General features: G+C 66.0%; 10 protein-coding genes. 2 read left to right on the top strand and 8 right to left on the bottom strand.

All coding sequences use genetic code 11. The features are described from left to right. The first annotated feature begins 106 nt into the window (after positions 1 to 106). On the top strand, positions 107 to 1,162 hold the full coding sequence (locus AC6CHL_RS01855) for a LacI family DNA-binding transcriptional regulator (protein WP_463602084.1): 1,056 nt from the start codon (positions 107 to 109) through the stop codon (positions 1,160 to 1,162). 17 nt (positions 1,163 to 1,179) lie between these two features. Here the strand turns inward: AC6CHL_RS01855 and AC6CHL_RS01850 are convergent, their stop codons facing one another. The 8 genes from AC6CHL_RS01850 to AC6CHL_RS01815 form a co-directional block, all read right to left on the bottom strand. Beyond that, positions 1,180 to 3,744, bottom strand: a complete 2,565-nt coding sequence (locus tag AC6CHL_RS01850) for a glycoside hydrolase family 3 protein (protein WP_498293040.1) — start codon at positions 3,742 to 3,744, stop codon at positions 1,180 to 1,182. Beyond that, entirely contained in the window at positions 3,741 to 5,150 is a 1,410-nt protein-coding gene (locus AC6CHL_RS01845; protein ID WP_314402063.1) for a sugar porter family MFS transporter, read from the bottom strand. Before AC6CHL_RS01845 ends, AC6CHL_RS01850 begins: the two co-directional genes overlap by 4 nt. Before the next feature lie 47 nt (positions 5,151 to 5,197). Then, positions 5,198 to 6,532: a xylose isomerase gene (gene xylA / locus AC6CHL_RS01840; protein ID WP_498293039.1), complete on the bottom strand. Its 1,335-nt coding sequence runs from the start codon at positions 6,530 to 6,532 to the stop codon at positions 5,198 to 5,200. A 46-nt stretch (positions 6,533 to 6,578) separates the two neighbouring features. After that, positions 6,579 to 8,072, bottom strand: a complete 1,494-nt coding sequence (gene xylB / locus AC6CHL_RS01835; protein WP_498293037.1) for a xylulokinase — start codon at positions 8,070 to 8,072, stop codon at positions 6,579 to 6,581. A gap of 65 nt (positions 8,073 to 8,137) precedes the next feature. Then, positions 8,138 to 9,667 carry a tryptophan halogenase family protein gene (locus tag AC6CHL_RS01830; protein ID WP_498293036.1) on the bottom strand — a complete coding sequence of 510 codons (1,530 nt, stop codon included), beginning with the start codon at positions 9,665 to 9,667 and terminating at the stop codon, positions 8,138 to 8,140. A 13-nt stretch (positions 9,668 to 9,680) separates the two neighbouring features. Then, entirely contained in the window at positions 9,681 to 10,682 is a 1,002-nt protein-coding gene (locus tag AC6CHL_RS01825) for a cupin-like domain-containing protein (protein ID WP_498293035.1), read from the bottom strand. Positions 10,683 to 10,703: 21 nt separating this feature from the next. Beyond that, complete coding sequence (locus tag AC6CHL_RS01820; protein WP_498293033.1) at positions 10,704 to 11,462, bottom strand: SapC family protein; 759 nt, start codon at positions 11,460 to 11,462, stop codon at positions 10,704 to 10,706. Between the two features lie 65 nt (positions 11,463 to 11,527). Continuing rightward, complete coding sequence (locus AC6CHL_RS01815; RefSeq protein ID WP_498293032.1) at positions 11,528 to 14,659, bottom strand: TonB-dependent receptor; 3,132 nt, start codon at positions 14,657 to 14,659, stop codon at positions 11,528 to 11,530. Positions 14,660 to 14,955: 296 nt separating this feature from the next. Between AC6CHL_RS01815 and AC6CHL_RS01810 the strand changes: the two genes are divergently transcribed. Then, positions 14,956 to 16,104: a LacI family DNA-binding transcriptional regulator gene (locus AC6CHL_RS01810; RefSeq protein ID WP_498293031.1), complete on the top strand. Its 1,149-nt coding sequence runs from the start codon at positions 14,956 to 14,958 to the stop codon at positions 16,102 to 16,104. Positions 16,105 to 16,115 lie beyond the last annotated feature (11 nt).

The raw sequence follows: 16,115 nt of genomic DNA, 5'->3' as shown, positions 1-16,115 counted from the left end.
GACACCGCTCGACATCCCAGCGGAACCGCAGTGGGGACAGCAAACCTTGTAAGCTCCGGACGTGCCTTCGATGCGCCAGCGTCGCAACGAAAAACGGGAGCGCGTATTGGACAAGCCGAAGAAATCCGTCCGTCGCAAAACCAGTGGCGTGACGATCGACGAGGTGGCAGCCCTGGCCGGGGTGTCGCCGATGACGGTGTCGCGGGCGATCAACCAGGGCAAGGTGCGCGATGACACCCGCGAACGCGTGATGCGCGCGGTGCGCGAACTGGGCTATACGCCCAACCTGGCCGCCAGCACGCTGGCCGCCGCACAGCACACGCGCATTGCGCTGATCTACACCAATCCCAGCGGCGCTTACCTGCGCGAACTGCTGGTCGGCCTGCTGCGTGTGGCGTCCAACGCCGCCATCCAGCTGGTGGTCGACTACTGGGAGGATTTCGAGCCCGCCGCCGAGCGCAAGGCCGCGCGTGCCTTGGCCGGCCGTGTGGATGGCGTCATCCTGCCGCCCCCGCTGTGCGAGTCGCAGCCGGCGGTGACCGAGCTCATCAAGGCCGGCATCCAGGTGGTCGCGATCGCACCGGGCCACCTGGGCAACGGGATCTCCTGCGTGCGCATCGACGACTTCCAGGCCGGCAAGGAACTGGCCGAACACCTGATCCAGCACGGCCACAGCCGCATCGGCTTCATCTGTGGGCGCAAGGACCTCAGTGCCAGTGCACGGCGCTACGACGGCTTTGTGACGGCCTTGCACGCGGCCGGGCTGGAGGTTGATCCCGGCCTGGTGCAGCAGGGCGACTACACCTACCGCTCGGGGCTCGCCGCCGCCGAGAAGCTGCTGGCCCAGCGCCAGCCGCCCACCGCGATCTTCGCCAGCAACGACGATATGGGCGCGGCGGTGATCTCCGTCGCGCACCGGCGCGGCCTGGACGTGCCCCGCGACCTGTCGGTGGTGGGCTTCGATGACACCTCGGCCGCCACCACCGTCTGGCCCGAGCTGACCACCATCCACCAACCCATCGCCGCAATGGCCGACGCTGCCATCGATATTCTGTTGCGCACCATTCGCCGCAAGGGCGAGGACACGCGCGTGTTGACCGACCACGTCATGCCGCACCGGCTGGTGGTGCGCGACTCGGTCGCGCGCCCACCCAAGCGCTGATGTTGCACGACGCATCGTCACGCGCCCGGGCATGCGATGGTGGCCTCCGCCTCGTTCAAGGCACCCAGGGCGACGCGTGACACCGAGAGCGTCATCGCGCCCGCCGTCCCGATGGACCAGGGGCGATCCAGCTTGCCGACATCCGCGCCTGCCGCCGCCAGGCACTTCAAGGGCACGCCCACGCGGGTCCATTGACCCTTGGGCAGCTTGGCCAGCGTCGGTCCAAGCGCAACACGTGCCGAGCAGCCCGGACCGCAGCCTACCGACAACCACGCCTCGCCCTGGGGTGCGGCGTCAACGCGCAACGTGGTCAACAGCATCAGGTCGCCGTTGCTCTCGCGCTGCAGGTCCAGCGCCGTGTGCGACTGCAACGCGGCAATCGCCTCGCCCTTGCCCGTCCACGCAAGCCGACGACCGTCTTCCTGCGCCAGGTGATCCACGCCGGTGACCTGCAGCAGGTCCCCATCAAGGGACTCCGGCACCTTGGTGACGGTCACGCCCTGCCCCGTGCTGCCTTCCAGCCGCAGCGCCATGCCGGCGCCGGCATCACCGCGCGCGAAGAACACGCCGCCCGCGCCTTCATTGCCGGTAACGCCGGACACTTCCGGCAACGCGGCCAGATCGCCGTTATCGGCGTAAGTCAGGCCGAAACCGAAGGCGAACTGCGGGGCGTAGTCCTTCTGCCCCACATTGTTGACGTACTGCGTTGCCGTGCGCGGCCAGCTGAAGCTCAACTTGCCCTTGAAGTCGTGCTGCACATCGCCTCCCGGCCCACGCATCAGCACATCGGCAATGCCGGCGCCTTCCGAGCCGGGCAGCCAGGCCGCCACGAACGCGTCGGCGGCATTGATCTCCCGGTTCACCCACAGCGGGCGCCCGCTCAGGAACACCGCAACCACCGGAATGCCCTCGGCCTTCAGTCGCTTGATCAACGCAAGATCGGTGTCGTCCCCCGGCTTGTAGGCCAGTGTCGGCAGGTCTCCCTGGAACTCTGCATAGGGGTTCTCCCCGAACACCACCACGGCGACGTCCGGCTTGGTCGCATACTTCCCGTCCACCGCCAGCTCCGCCTGACCGCCAGCGGCCTTCGCCTGCTGCGCAATGCCCTCGAAGATGGTGTCTGCATTCGGGAAATCCTTGCGGGTGGTGCCGGTGCCCTGCCAGTTCAGCGTCCATCCGCCCGCCTGCTTGCCGACGTCGTTGGCACCGTCACCGGCGACGAGGATGCGTTGCTTCGGCGACAACGGCAGCACGCCGCCCTGGTTCTTCAGCAACACCAGCGATTCACGCACCGCCTGCCGTGCGACCTCACGATGCGCCGGGGCGCCGATGAGCGCGAACTGCCCACCGACCGCGCGCGACGATGGCGTGCCCGCCTCGAACAGGCCCAGCCGCATCTTGACCCGCAGGATCCGGCGCACCGCATCGTCCAGGCGTTGCGGGGCGATGGTGCCCGCCTTCACTGCGGCCAGCGTGGTGTCATAGAAGCCCTTCCAGCTGTCCGACGCCATGGCCATGTCCAGGCCGGCATTGAGGGTGGCCGGGCAATCGGTGGTGGTGCAGCCCTTGACCTGCCCGTGGCCGTTCCAGTCGCCCACCACGAACCCACCGAAATGCATGCGGCCCTTCAACGCATCGGTCAGGTACGGCTTGTGACCGTGCATCTTTTCACCGTTGACGCTGTTGAAGGACGCCATGACGGTCTGTGCGCCCGCGGCAATCGCCGGTGGATACCCGGCCGCGTGGATACGTACCAGCTCGGCGTCACTGATCCGGGTATCGCCCTGATCCTTGCCATCGGCCGTGCCGCCATCGCCCAGGAAGTGCTTTACCGACGCGATCACATGGCGACCGTCCAGGAAGGCAGGCGTGCCCACCTTGCCCTGCAGGCCCTCGACCATCGCACCGGCATAGCTGGCCACCACGTCGGGTGATTCGGAGTAGCCCTCATAGGTGCGCCCCCAGCGGTCATCCTGCGGGACGGCCACGGTGGGTGCGAACGCCCACTCCATGCCGGTGGCACGGGTCTCCAGCGCGGTGATTTCACCGATCCGGCGCAGCAGTTCCGGATTGCGGGTCGCACCCAGGCCGATGTTGTGCGGGAACAGGGTCGCGCCGATGATGTTGCTCTGCCCGTGCACGGCATCGATGCCGAACAGCACCGGAATCGCCTTGCCGCCCTGCGAAGTGTCCATCGATGCCGCATAGAAGGCGTCGGCCAGCGCCAGCCACTCGGCCGGCGAGGCATCGTAACGGCCGCCCGGGTCGGAGTTGCCGCCGGCCAGGATCGAGCCGAGCCGGTACTTGCGGAGATCATCCGGCGTGATGCTGGCAATATCCCCCTGCACCAGCTGGCCGACCTTTTCCTCTACCGTCATGCTCGCCATCAGGTCGGTGATGCGCTTTTCCAGCGCGGCGTCCTCGGCCAGCGGCCAGGTGACCTCCGGCCACGGATCGGGGGACGCCGTCGCAGACGCGGGCGCCTTGTCATCCTTCCCGCAGGCGGCCAGTACCAGCAGCAGCGCGGTCAGCAGCACGGTCTTCGGGGCGCGTGCAGCGCCTTGATGGGTCATCGCGTTCATCCTTCCATCTGCTCCAGTTCCTTGCCCTTGGTTTCGTGCACGTACCTGAGCACGAAGAAGATCGAGATGACGGCCGCCACCAGGTAGAGGCTGTACGTCGTGGCCAGCCCGGTCCCCGCCAGCAGAATGGGGAAGGTCACCGTGACGGCGAAATTCGCGGTCCACTGCGCCGCCCCCGCCACGGCCAGCCCTGAGCCACGGATCTGGTTGGGGAACATTTCGCCCAGCATCACCCACATCACCGGCCCCCAGGAGATGTTGAAGAACACCACGTAGGCATTGGCCGCCACCAGCGCCAGCGTGCCCATGCCCGGCGGCAGCTGCAGGTGTGTATCGACCAGGGAGCCGCTGGCGAAGGCCACCACCAACAGCGCCAACGACACCGCCATGCCGGCCGAGCCAGCCCAGAGCAACGGCTTGCGCCCGATGCGATCAATCAGCAGCACGGTGACGATGCAGGCGCCGATGCTGAGTGCGCCGGACAACACGTTGATCATCAGCGCGTCGTTCTCGGAGAAGCCGACCGCTTGCCAGAGCACGGCGCCGTAATAGAACACCACGTTGATGCCGACCAGCTGCTGGAAGGTGGCCAGGCCGATGCCGACCCAGACAATCGGGCGGACCCGGCCGGTCGCCTTGCTGAGGAGATCCGACAGCCGCGGGCGATGATGGTCGGTCGACAGCGAGGCGTCGATCTCGGCCAGCTTTGCCTGCGCCTCGGCAGCGCCGAACAGCCGCGTCAGCACCTGCAGCGCCTCGTCCTTGCGGCGCTTCACCGCCAGATAGCGCGGGCTTTCCGGAATGGTCAGCAACAGCGCCAGGAACAGCAGCGACGGCACCGCCTGCATCCAGAACATCCAGCGCCACGCCGCGTACCCGCCCCACAGCGCTTCGGTGGACGCACCCGCCGTGGCCGCCAGCAGGTAGTTGGAGAGGAACGCGACGGTGAGCCCGCTGATGATGGCGATCTGCTGCACCGTGGCCAGGCGGCCGCGGTAACGCGCCGGCGCCACTTCGGCGATGTAGGCCGGCGAGATCACACTCGCCGCGCCCACCGCAAAGCCGCCCATCACCCGCGCGACGATGAACATGGCCGAGGACGACGCCGCACCCGCGCCGATCGCCGACAGCAGGAACAGCACTGCCGAGACGATCAGCACGTTGCGGCGTCCCAGACGATCAGCCAGCCGGCCGGCGCTGAAGGCACCGACCGCGCAGCCCAACAGCATCGATGCGATCTCGAACCCCTGCATCCACTCGCCGGATTTGAAGGTCTGGTGCAGCCCGTCCTGGGTGCCGTTGATCACCCCGCTGTCGAACCCGAACAGGAATCCGCCAATCGTCGCCACCACGCTGATCACTACAATCAGGCGGGTGTTCTCGCCGCCCTTCATTGCCTGGTCCATTACCCTGCCCTTCTCCGGTCCGGTGTCATCAATGCGAGCTGATGCGCTCAGCGCAGCAGGTACTGGTTGATCAGGTTCTCGTAACGCTCCTGCTTGCCGCTGATCTGCGTGGGTTCACCGCCCTTGGCACCCAGTGCGGCCAAGTCGGCAAGGCTGAGCGCGCCGCGTGCGAACTGCTCGCCGGACCCACTGTCGAAGCTGGCATACCGCGCCTTGCGCCACTGCTCAAGGGGCGAATCGTTCAGCAGCGCATGGGCCACTTCCAGCCCGCGGGCGAACGCATCCATGCCGCCGATGTGGGCAATGAACAGGTCCTCCAGATCGGTGGATTCGCGCCGCACCTTGGCATCAAAGTTCAAGCCGCCTTCCAGCCCCCCCTGGCGCAGCACCACCAGCATCGCGCCCACGGTGTCGTACAGGTCGGTCGGGAACTGGTCGGTATCCCAGCCGTTCTGGGCATTGCCGCGGTTGGCGTCGATGCTGCCCAGCAGGCCGTGGTCCGAGGCCACCTGCAGGTCGTGTTCGAAAGTGTGACCGGACAGCGTGGCGTGGTTCGCCTCGATGTTGAGCTTGAAGTCCTTGTCCAGGCCATGCTCCTTCAGGAAGCCGACCACGGTGGCGCTGTCGAAGTCGTACTGGTGCTTCATCGGCTCCATCGGCTTGGGCTCGATCAGGAAGTTGCCCTTCAGGCCGATGCTGCGGCCATAGTCGCGCGCCATGGTGAGGAACCGCGCGAAGTGGTCGACCTCGCGCTTCATCAGCGTGTTGGCCAGGGAGCCGTAGCCTTCGCGGCCGCCCCAGAACACATAGTGCTCGCCACCCAGTTCAACCGTGGCGTCCAGCGCAGCCTTCACCTGTACGGCGGCACGCGCGACCACCGCGAAATCCGGATTCGTGGAGGCACCGTTCATGTAGCGGGGGTGCGAGAACAGGTTGGCCGTGCCCCACAGCAGCTTCATGCCGGTCGCGTCCTGGCGCTCTTTGGCCAGGCGCACCATGTGCTTCAGGTTCTTTTCGTACGCGCCGACATCCTCGGCATCCGGCGCCAGGTCGATATCGTGGAAGCACCAGTACGGCACGCCGAGCTTGGTGAAGAATTCGAACGCCGCGTCCACCTTCGCCTCGGCGGTGCCCATCGGCGTGCCGGTCTCCCACGGGAAGTGGCGCGTGCCCGGGCCGAACGGATCATGGCCGGCGTTGCAGAACGTGTGCCAGTAGCAGGCCGCAAAACGCAGGTGGTCCTGCATGGTTTTGCCGCCGATGACCTTGTTCGCGTCATAGACCTTGAACGCGAGCGGGTTGTCCGAGCCGCGGCCTTCGAAGGGGATGCGGCCGATGCCGGGGAAGTATTCCTTGCCGCCGATGAAGGGCTGATTGCTCATGGTGCGTCTTCCTGTCGTTGTGCGAGGTGTCGCGAAAAAGGGGATATCAGCCGCGATACAACGGCGTGATGGCATCGAGATGGCGCAGAAAACGGGCATACGCCGCGGCGTAGGCGGCCGTACGCGCCGGATCGGGCTGTGCGGACTGCAGCGGGTCGACCGCCACGTGCTGGTCGGCGATATCGGCGATGGACGCAGCGTCACCACGCGCCTGGCCCAAGGCCCACAGCGCCTGCAATGCCGCACCGAACGCCGCGCCTTCGGGCTGGGTCGGTACGTCCACCGGAAGGCCGAATACATCGGCCACCATCTGCCGCCACTGCGCACTGTTGCTGCCGCCACCGGTCAGCACGATGCGGTCGAACCGCATGCCCGCGCGGACAAAGGCGTCGTAGCCATACTTCAGGGTGTACGTTGCCCCTTCCATGGCCGCGCGGTAGAAGTGCGCCGGGGTCATGTTGGTCGTGTCCAGACCCGCCAATACCCCTTTGCCAAGCGGCAGGTCCGGCGTGCGCTCGCCATTGAGGAACGGCAGCATCACCAGGCCGTCGGCCCCGGGCGATGTGGCGCGCAGGTGTCCGTCGCCGTACCGGGTGCTGAAGCTGAAGGCGTCGGCAACCTGTTCGGTCACCACGGTGCAGTTCATCGTGCAGATCAGCGGCAGCCAGCCGCCGGTGGACGAACAGAACGCGGCCCACGCCCCGTCCGGGTCGACCACCGGGGTGTCGGAGTAGGCGAACAGGGTGCCCGAGGTGCCCAGGCTCACCGTCAGGCGGCCCGGTGCGACGCAGCCGGTCCCGATGGCGGCCATCATGTTGTCGCCACCGCCAACGGCCACCTTCACTGTCGCGGGCAGGCCCAGCGCCGCCGCGGTGGACGGATCGATGTCGAACACTTCCTCGGGCGCGGCGATGCGCGGCAGGCACGCGGCCAGGTCGCGGTCCGGATCGGTTGCGCGCAGCAGCTCGGCCGACCAGGTACGGGTCCGCACGTCCAGCCAGCCCGTCCCCGAGGCATCGCCGTACTCGCAGAAGCGCTGGCCGGTCAACACGAAATTGAGGTAGTCGTGCGGCAGCAGGATGCTGGCAAGACGCGCGTAGGCCTCGGGTCGGTGGGCCTTCGTCCACGGCAGTTTGGACGCGGTGTAACCGGTCAGGACAGGGTTGCCCGCCAGTGCGATGGTGCGCGCTGTTCCGCCCACCGCGTCCATGATCTGCACGCACTCCGCCGAGGTGCTGGTGTCGCACCACAGCTTGGCCGGTGCCAGCACCTCCCCTGCCGCGTCGACAGGAACGAACCCGTGCTGTTGGCCCGATACCGCCAGTGCAGCGATGCGGGACCGTATCTTGGGATCAACCGCACGGAAGCAGGCATGCAGTGCGGCGATCCAGTCGGCCGGGCGCTGTTCGCGGCTGCCATCGGCGTCCGACGCCAGGTCCAGGGGCGCGCTGGTGTTGGCAATGAGACGGCGCCCGGCAGGGTCGTAGACCACGACCTTCAGACTTTGCGTACCCGCGTCGATTCCAGCCACCAGATCCATCGTCTTCCGCCTCACCTGTAGTTGAAGGTAGCGCTACCATTTTCCTGCCGCAGCATGCGGCTCTGTTACGCCACGGCGGAGCGCCGTGGCCATACGTCCGCCGCTGCCTTGCAGTAGCGTTCAATGAAGGCCGCCTGCGACGGCATCGTCGCGACCGCCTGCTGCACCGGCTGCCGGATCCGCGCCAACAGCGTCCGCAGGTCTGCGTCGTTGATGGCCGCCGCCAGCGGGTGCGGCGGACCGGGCTGGATCCCCTGCCCCATCAACACGCTGGTCCAGGAATCCACGCGGAACAGCTCACCGGGGTCCTGCCAGGCATGGGCACGTTCGCGCCAGGCGCGCAGCCGGACCGCGAGCGACTCCGGCAGGGCCATCTCGCGGCAGGCCTTCCACATGGGTTCGTCGCGCTGGGTGGCGTGGTAATGCAGGATGATGAAGTCGCGCACATGCTCCATTTCCTGGCGGCTGACATCGTTGTACAGCGCCACCAGCGCCGGGCTGATGCCGTCGATCGGGAACAGCTGGATCAGGCGGACCACGGCACTGATGGTCAGGTGGATGCTGGTCGATTCCAGCGGCTCGATGAAGCCACTGGCAAGCCCGAGCGCCACCACATTCTTGTTCCACGCCTTCAGCCGGCGCCCGCTGCGGAACGGCACCAACCAGGGATCGCGCAGAGGCGGACCGTCAACATCACGCAGCAGCTTGGCCTGCGCCTCGTCATCGGACATGTGCCGGCTGGAGAACACCAGCCCGCATCCAACCCGGTGCTGAAGCGCGATATGCCAGCGCCAGCCGGCCTCGTGTGCAATGGCACGGGTGTACGGGACGGGCGGCGCGACCGCCTCGGTCTGCACCGCAACGGCGCGATCACTGGGCAACCATTCGTTCCAGTCCTCATAGCCGGTATGCAGGGTCTGCTCGGTCAACAGCCCGCGGAACCCGGTGCAGTCGATGAACAGGTCGCCCTCGATGACCTGCCCGTCTTCCAGCACCAAGGCCGCCACGGAGCCGTCGTGGGCATGCTGCCGGACCTCCCGGATCTTTCCCTCCACCCGTCGCAGGCCATGCCCTTCGGCCTTGCGTCGCAGGAACCTGGCATACAGCCCGGCGTCGAAGTGATACGCGTAGTTGAGCGCGGGTTGGGTCTCCAGCGAGAACTGGTCGCCGCGTGAGGCGACGCTCTCCAGGCAGAAGTCGCCCAGGTCCGACGGCATGCCGCGGCGCAGGCTGTCCAGCCAGAAATGGTGGAACGGCGTGGCCCAGGTGCCCTGCCCGATGGTGCCGAACGGGTGGATGAATCGGTCCCCGGGGCGACGCCAGTTCTCGAACGAGATCGAAAGCTTGAACGTGCCGGCGACGGCGCGCAGGAACTCCTGCTCGTCGATCTGCAGAAAGCGGTGGAAGGTACGGATGGGCGGCACCGTCGACTCGCCGACACCCACGGTGCCGATCTGCTCGGACTCCACCAGGGTGATGTCCAGCTGGTCGCGGAACTGGTGGGACAGCGCACAGCCGGCCAACCACCCTGCCGTACCGCCGCCCGCGATGACCACCTTGCGGATGCGCCCGTGTGTTGTGTCCGCCACGTTCAATGCAATGCTCCCATCAGCGGTTGAGTCGAGCCAGCAGTTGGGCGCGCGTGCGCCGTGCCTGTGTCTCGTCGAACGGCGCCAGCTCACCCCGGGCCACGTCCGGCAGGTGCTGACCTGCGCGTTCGCCGGGACCGAAAACGTAGTACGCGAAGATCTCAGACCACGCCTGTTTCTGGCGGGGCGGCAGATCGCGCAGCGCCCACATTGCATGCTGGAGCGCCGGCAGCGGCGAGGAAAGAAAGTGCGGCGAACTGCGCCACCAGTAGTTCACCAGCACGTTGAACGGCATCAGGCTGCGCACGTGGTGCCACCACATGCTCGGAATGAAGATCGCATCGCCGGGCTCCAGCACGGCCGTCTGCGCGCTTGCGAGCGCGTCACGGAACCGGGGATGGCGCGCGAAATCGGGGCGGTCCATATCCACCACGCTGACCACCTGGCCACCCGGCGTGGGCTCCAGCGGCCCCGGGTACAGATTGTCGATCTGCTCCGGCGGAAACAGGGTGAACCGGCGTTGGCCCACTACGCAGCACGCCAGGTTCTCGGGGGTGTCGAAATGGCAGGAAGCGGTCACGCGGTTGCCGATCCAGATGCTGGCCGACGCCTCGATGCCCTGCCCCGCCAAACCGGCGTCGTTGGACTGCGCAAACCCGGGAAGCGCCCGATCGATCAGCAGCGACGCCACGTAATAAGTGGGTGGCGTCGGGTCGTCCAAGGTGTCGGCAATCTCATCGAGCACCTGCGTCAGCAATCCACGCCGGACCTCCACGTTCAACCGGGTGAAATCGGCGTTGTAGAACGGACGTCCTTCGATCTCGGGGCCCCCGAAGGAATACGGAACGGGCACGCCGGCATCAAAGCCGCGCAGATAAGCCATCGCCTCCTGCGTGGAGCGCAGCCCGGCCTGCACCACCCCCCAGTTGCGCGCGATGCCTCGCAGTACCACCGGCACCCCCGCGGCCACCAACGCCTCCATCGGCAGTGCGGCCGGGTCCAGGCCTTCCAGAGTCTGCATGGCGGCGCCGTCCAGCACGGGTCAGTGTCCCCCGGCCGCAACGGCGGCATCGTGCATGCGCAGGCGTCGCTGCTTCTCGGCGATCAGCCGGCGCATGTTATGCAGGGACGCCAGCATCAGATACGCGCCCTCCAGATACCCGGCGCGATTGAGTTCAGCCAGCGCAGGACCGTCCAGCAGGGCCAGGCGGTCACGGTCGATCGCGTGCAGGCCATTGACGCCAATCCGATGCTGCGGATCGATCTGCACGTCCAGGGTAAGGGGTTGAATCAGGCCTTTCGCATCGAACATGGCATACATCTCCGCGCCAAAAGCATGACCATCATGTATGCCACGCAGCACGCCTGCGATATGGTCCAGGTAGGGGGTATTGCCGCCCTGCGGCAGGAACACGGGTTCGCCCTGCTGGGCGTTCACGCGCGGATGATCCAGGTCCACGTGCAGCACCGCGTCCTGGGTGAACGCACCGTCGACCTGGTGCTCCTGGAATCCGATGAGGAACGGCCCCTTGGCCGCCGCCCCGGGCAGATAGGACGCATTCCAGCGACCGTCCTGCAGAAACAGATTCTCGTGCTGCTCGAACCCCAGCAGAACGACCGACTGCCACTGGCCTGTTGCGGCGTCCTTGCGAAGGAAGATGGGGTACTCGCGCTGCAGCTCGGCAAACTCGCTCGGGTAGGCCGGGACCATGCCCACCGCGTCGCCAAATTCGGGCCCGAAGCCGGTCGCCACGCGCAGGTCGCGATGGGCGATGTTGTTGAGCATTTCGTAACGCGGCATGGTGCTGTCCAATCCCCTCAGGAGCCGTGAACAGGTGCCGCTGCGCGTGCAGCGGCACCCACCGTTCAGAACCTGTAACGAACGCCGAGCATGTAACGCGGACTCTGATCTGCGAGCTTCACGATCATCTCCGAGGTGCGTGAACGCCAGCGGACGTCTTCACCGGTCAGATTGATCGCTTCCAGGCCGAACGACCAGTGATCATCCAGGGTGTAGTTCACGCTGAGATCCCACTGTTCGTACGCTTCCACGTAGTACGGATTCCGGCTGGCCCCCTGGTTGGCCAGAATCAGGTACTGGTCACGCCAGTTCCATGCCAAGCGAACCGACCAACCGTACTTTTCGTACATTAGCATCGCATTGGCCGTGTCGCTCAGGCCCGTGAGCGAGAACTGGTCGATGCCCGGGTCGCCCGCATTGTTGTAGCCGACATCGCCGTCGACGATGGTGTAGTTGGCCAGGACGCCAAAGCCGGTGTCGCCGAAGAAGTACTGCCCGCCCAGCTCCCAGCCATGCAGCTTGGCCTTGTTCTGGTTGATGGGGCGGTTGACGTTGAACTGGTACAACGGGTCAGCGCCCGTGCCATACAGATCGTAGGCCGCTTCGGTGGCCAGCACCTGCGCGTCGGTACCGGTGTAGGCGCCCAACCCGGCCGGGTTGTTTCGCAGCAGGGCCAGCGCGGTGAACAGCGCGGTGTCATTGGCCGAGCATGCCGCCGCATTGGCTGCGCCCACCTGGGTGATGCAGGCGCCGCTGTTGAGGAATGCCAGGGCGGCCTGCGCATCCGGACCGGCGGTGGGATCCCGCAGGCCGTACAGGTTCTCCTGCACGATGGTGTTGCCGATGAAATTGTCGACCGACTTGTTCCAGTACGTCACCGACACGTAACTGGCCTCCGCGAAGTACCACTCCAGTGCCAGGTCGAGGTTGTCCGACTCCAGCGGCTTCAGCTGCGGGTTCTGGGCGGTGCCACTGGCCCGCGAGGACGGATCGATCAGCACCGAGCCAAACGGTTGCTGTGCGGTCGGGCCTGCGTAGAGGTTGCCGATCGGCGCACGCGCGATGCTCTTGCCGAACGAGACACGCCCCTTCAGGTCGTCCATGAGGTCGATGCTGAAGTCGAGGTTGGGCAGAATGTAGCTGTAGGTGTTTTTCTCGGTGAAGGGCTGCTGTTCGTCGGACAGGATCACGCGGAAGTCGTTGTTGGACTGCCATTCGATGGCTTCCGGGATGGCGATGACCGACGTGGACACCACATCGGTGGTTTCATAGCGCACGCCCAGACGGGTATTGGTGCGTCGGCCGCCCAGTTCGCCGTCCAACTCGACTTGGAAATAGGCCGATTTGGTCTTCTCCTCCACCAGGTTGTCGGCGGCGCGCTGCGGGCTCACGCCCAGATTGGCGCCATAGTTGTCCGCCGCCCACTGCGCCAGGCGGCCAGCATCGCCGCGCCAGGCCGTGAAGCTGTTGGCGTTGTAGTCGTTGAACAACCCGACGATGTTGACCGGTTGCAGCAGGTCCATCAGCCCGTTTGCAACATCCCCGTCAACGTTGGCCACGCCCCAGTCGCCCAGGGTGTTGTAATTCTCCGCGGCCTGGATGCGGTGGGTGGTCTGCTTGCTCGAATCCACGCCAAACTGGAAGCGCCCCTTGTCGAAGCTCCATTCACCGTCGACGCGACCCTGCTTGATCTCGCTGATCTGGCTCTGCGAATTGATCCGCAGCACCTGCGAACCAATCTCGCCCGGCACGAAGCCCGGGTTGACCACGCCGTTGGTCTTGGCGATGGCATCTGCCGTGCTCGGGTACCAGACCTGGGTGCCCACCGGCAGGCCGTTGTTGAAGTTCATTTCCTGCACCCATGACCCACCGCAGTGCGGTCCGGTGGTGCAGTTGTTGGTGCCGGCGATGCTGCTGAAGATGGAGCCGCCCCCGGTGAGCGGATCGTTCGGCCGACTTTCGTTCTTCGAATTGTGCGCGTCGAAGGTCAGCTTGAACCGGTCGGTGACGTTCCACAGTGCATTGAAGCCGAGCGATCCCAGCTTGTACTTCTGCATGCTGCGCTGCTGTTCAAGCCCGAAATCCTTGGTTCCCGCGATTTCGCGGATATAGATCGGCGTAGCGACCGCACCGCTGGTGTCGAAGGTTACATCGGTGTAGTTGCTGTTCTGCAGCCACATGCCCTGCTCGCCACGATTCTCGGTGATCTCGTTGGTCGAATAGGTGTAGTCCAGGGTCAGGGTCACCGCGTCGGTCGGCGCGAACTGCAGCACCGCCTGCCCATTGATGCGCTCACGCTCGAACTCGGAGAACGCATAGCGAAGGTCGTTCGGGCGACCGTACAGCGCGCCCACCGCCGGTGCATTGACCACGGTCGGGTTGCCCGGCATCGTGCCGGTCCACGGCTGGATGTTCCAGTAGTTGTTGGTGGCCTGCACCGAACCACCCTTGCGCTTCTGGTAGCTGGCACTCAGTCCGACGCCGAAGGTCTTGTCCGGATTGCTGTAGCTGAAAATGCCGGACAGTTCCGGTGTCAGATCGTCAGCGAACGGTTGGCTCTCGTCGTAGACGGCTTTGGCGCCGACACTGGCGACGGTGCCCTCATGGTCGAACGGCCGCGCGGTCAGGATGTTGATGGTGGCGCCAATACCCCCGCTGGGCACGTTGGCCTGGCTGGTCTTGTAGACCTCGATGCCATTGATGGCTTCAGCGGCCAGCTGGGCGAAGTTGAAGGCGCGGGTACCGCCGTCCACGCCGCCGATGGCCACCTGGCCCGACGCGCCGAACGCATCGGCGCCCGGCATCTGGCGGCCGTTGAGGGTCACCATGTTGAACTGGGGACCAAAGCCACGCGCTGTTACCTGCGCGCCCTCACCATCACGGCGTTCGATGGAGATGCCGGTGATACGCTGCAGGGACTCGGCCAGGTTGGTGTCGGGGAACTTGCCGATATCCTCGGCACTGATCGCATCCACCACACCGGCCGAGTCACGCTTGATATCCATCGCCTGGCTGAGGCTGTTGCGGATGCCGGTGACCTGCACGGTGTCCAGCTGTGTCGGGCTGGGCTGGGCCTGCGGCTGGGTAACCGGCGCAGGCGTCGATGCGTCCTGTGCGAATGCGGGATTGATGACCAGGACGCCACCTACAAAGGTGAACATGGCCCTGGATGTGAACTTCGCCAGCGTACGGCTCATGAACGAGCCCTCCGGCCTGCGGTACGACGGATCGAAAACGCGCTCATGACTCTCCCCTCTGACATACGATCGAATGGATGTACCGCCCCTCCAGGGGGCACGTACGGGCGATGCCCGTCTTCCACACCGAACATCGCAGCGCGCTGTGCGCTCGCTGCGACTCAACTCGCTTTCAGACTTGCCAGAACAGCCGCGTGGTAAAGGGGGGGGTACCCGCTGGCCTTACCCCGGCACAGTGGTAGCGCTACCATCACGTCACGGGCGCAGACTAATCACCCGGGATAACGCTTGTCATCATGCAGCGCAGCAAAGGAGCCGAGCCCTTGAAGAACAGCCCCAAAGCGGCCCGTCGGAAAGCGAGCGGCATCACCATCGACGACGTTGCGGCGCATGCCGGGGTGTCGGCCATGACCGTGTCGCGCGTCATCCACGGCCATGCCAGCGTGCGCGACGCCAACCGGGAACGGGTCATGCGCAGCGTGCGCGAACTGGACTACCGGCCCAACCTTGCGGCAAGCGCGCTGGCGGCGGCACAGCACACCTGCATCGCGCTGATCTACACCAATCCCAGTTCCAGCTACCTGCGCGAGTTGCTGGTGGGTGCGCTGCGCGGGTCCACCCGGGCGGCGGCGCAGCTGGTCATCGCCACCTGGGATGAACTGGATACCGAGGCACGCTGCGAAGCGGCACGGCAGCTGGCCAGCAGCGTGGCGGGCGTGATTCTTCCGCCGCCCCTGTGTGAATCGAAAGCGATCGTCGACCAGTTTGTCGGCGCCGGCATCCCGGTGGTCTCCATTGCGTCTAGCCATCTCAACGACAGGATTTCCTGCGTGCGCATCGATGATCGCCAGGCAAGCCACGACATGGTGTCGCATCTGATCGCCCACGGTCATACCCGCATCGGGTACATCAAGGGCGATCCGAACCAGACCGCGAGTGCGCACCGCTGGCAGGGCTACCGGGATGCGCTGGCTGACGCGGGCATCGGCTATGACCCCGCGCTGGTCCAACCCGGCTACTTCACCTACCGCTCCGGACTGGACGCGGCCGAACGGCTGCTGACCCTGCAGCCGCCTCCCAGCGCAATCTTCGCCAGCAACGATGACATGGCATCGGCGGTTGTTTCCGTGGCGCATCGGCGCGGCCTGGAGGTGCCGGGTGATCTGTCGGTGGTGGGCTTCGATGACACCTCCGCCTCGACCATGGTGTGGCCGGAACTGACCACCGTCCATCAGCCGGTGGCCGAGATGGCAGACAGTGCCGTCGACATCCTGTTGCGGGAGATTCGCCGCACGCCGTCCTCGGGACGCGTTACGGTCAACCATGTGCTTGCGCACCAGCTGATTACGCGCGATTCGGTATCGAGGCCTGGGCTGGCCTCAGGACGGCCGCCATCGCCGGAAGCGGCAAGCCGCTTCAGGGACATCGATGAGCAAGGTGGCTGACGCCGCTTGAA

The sequence above is a fragment of the Stenotrophomonas sp. GQ19 genome (assembly GCF_059758695.1).
Note: the sequence above shows the minus strand (reverse complement) of the source record. Positions and strands in the feature narration are given on the sequence as shown.

Coding starts and splice junctions, on each gene's coding strand:
- AC6CHL_RS01810 (WP_498293031.1), top strand. CDS start 14,956: ATGCAGCGCAGCAAAGGAGCCGAGCCCTTGAAGAACAGCCCCAAAGCG.
- AC6CHL_RS01845 (WP_314402063.1), bottom strand. CDS start 5,150: ATGGACCAGGCAATGAAGGGCGGCGAGAACACCCGCCTGATTGTAGTG.
- AC6CHL_RS01820 (WP_498293033.1), bottom strand. CDS start 11,462: ATGCCGCGTTACGAAATGCTCAACAACATCGCCCATCGCGACCTGCGC.
- AC6CHL_RS01825 (WP_498293035.1), bottom strand. CDS start 10,682: ATGCAGACTCTGGAAGGCCTGGACCCGGCCGCACTGCCGATGGAGGCG.
- AC6CHL_RS01815 (WP_498293032.1), bottom strand. CDS start 14,659: ATGAGCCGTACGCTGGCGAAGTTCACATCCAGGGCCATGTTCACCTTT.
- AC6CHL_RS01850 (WP_498293040.1), bottom strand. CDS start 3,744: ATGAACGCGATGACCCATCAAGGCGCTGCACGCGCCCCGAAGACCGTG.
- xylA (WP_498293039.1), bottom strand. CDS start 6,532: ATGAGCAATCAGCCCTTCATCGGCGGCAAGGAATACTTCCCCGGCATC.
- xylB (WP_498293037.1), bottom strand. CDS start 8,072: ATGGATCTGGTGGCTGGAATCGACGCGGGTACGCAAAGTCTGAAGGTC.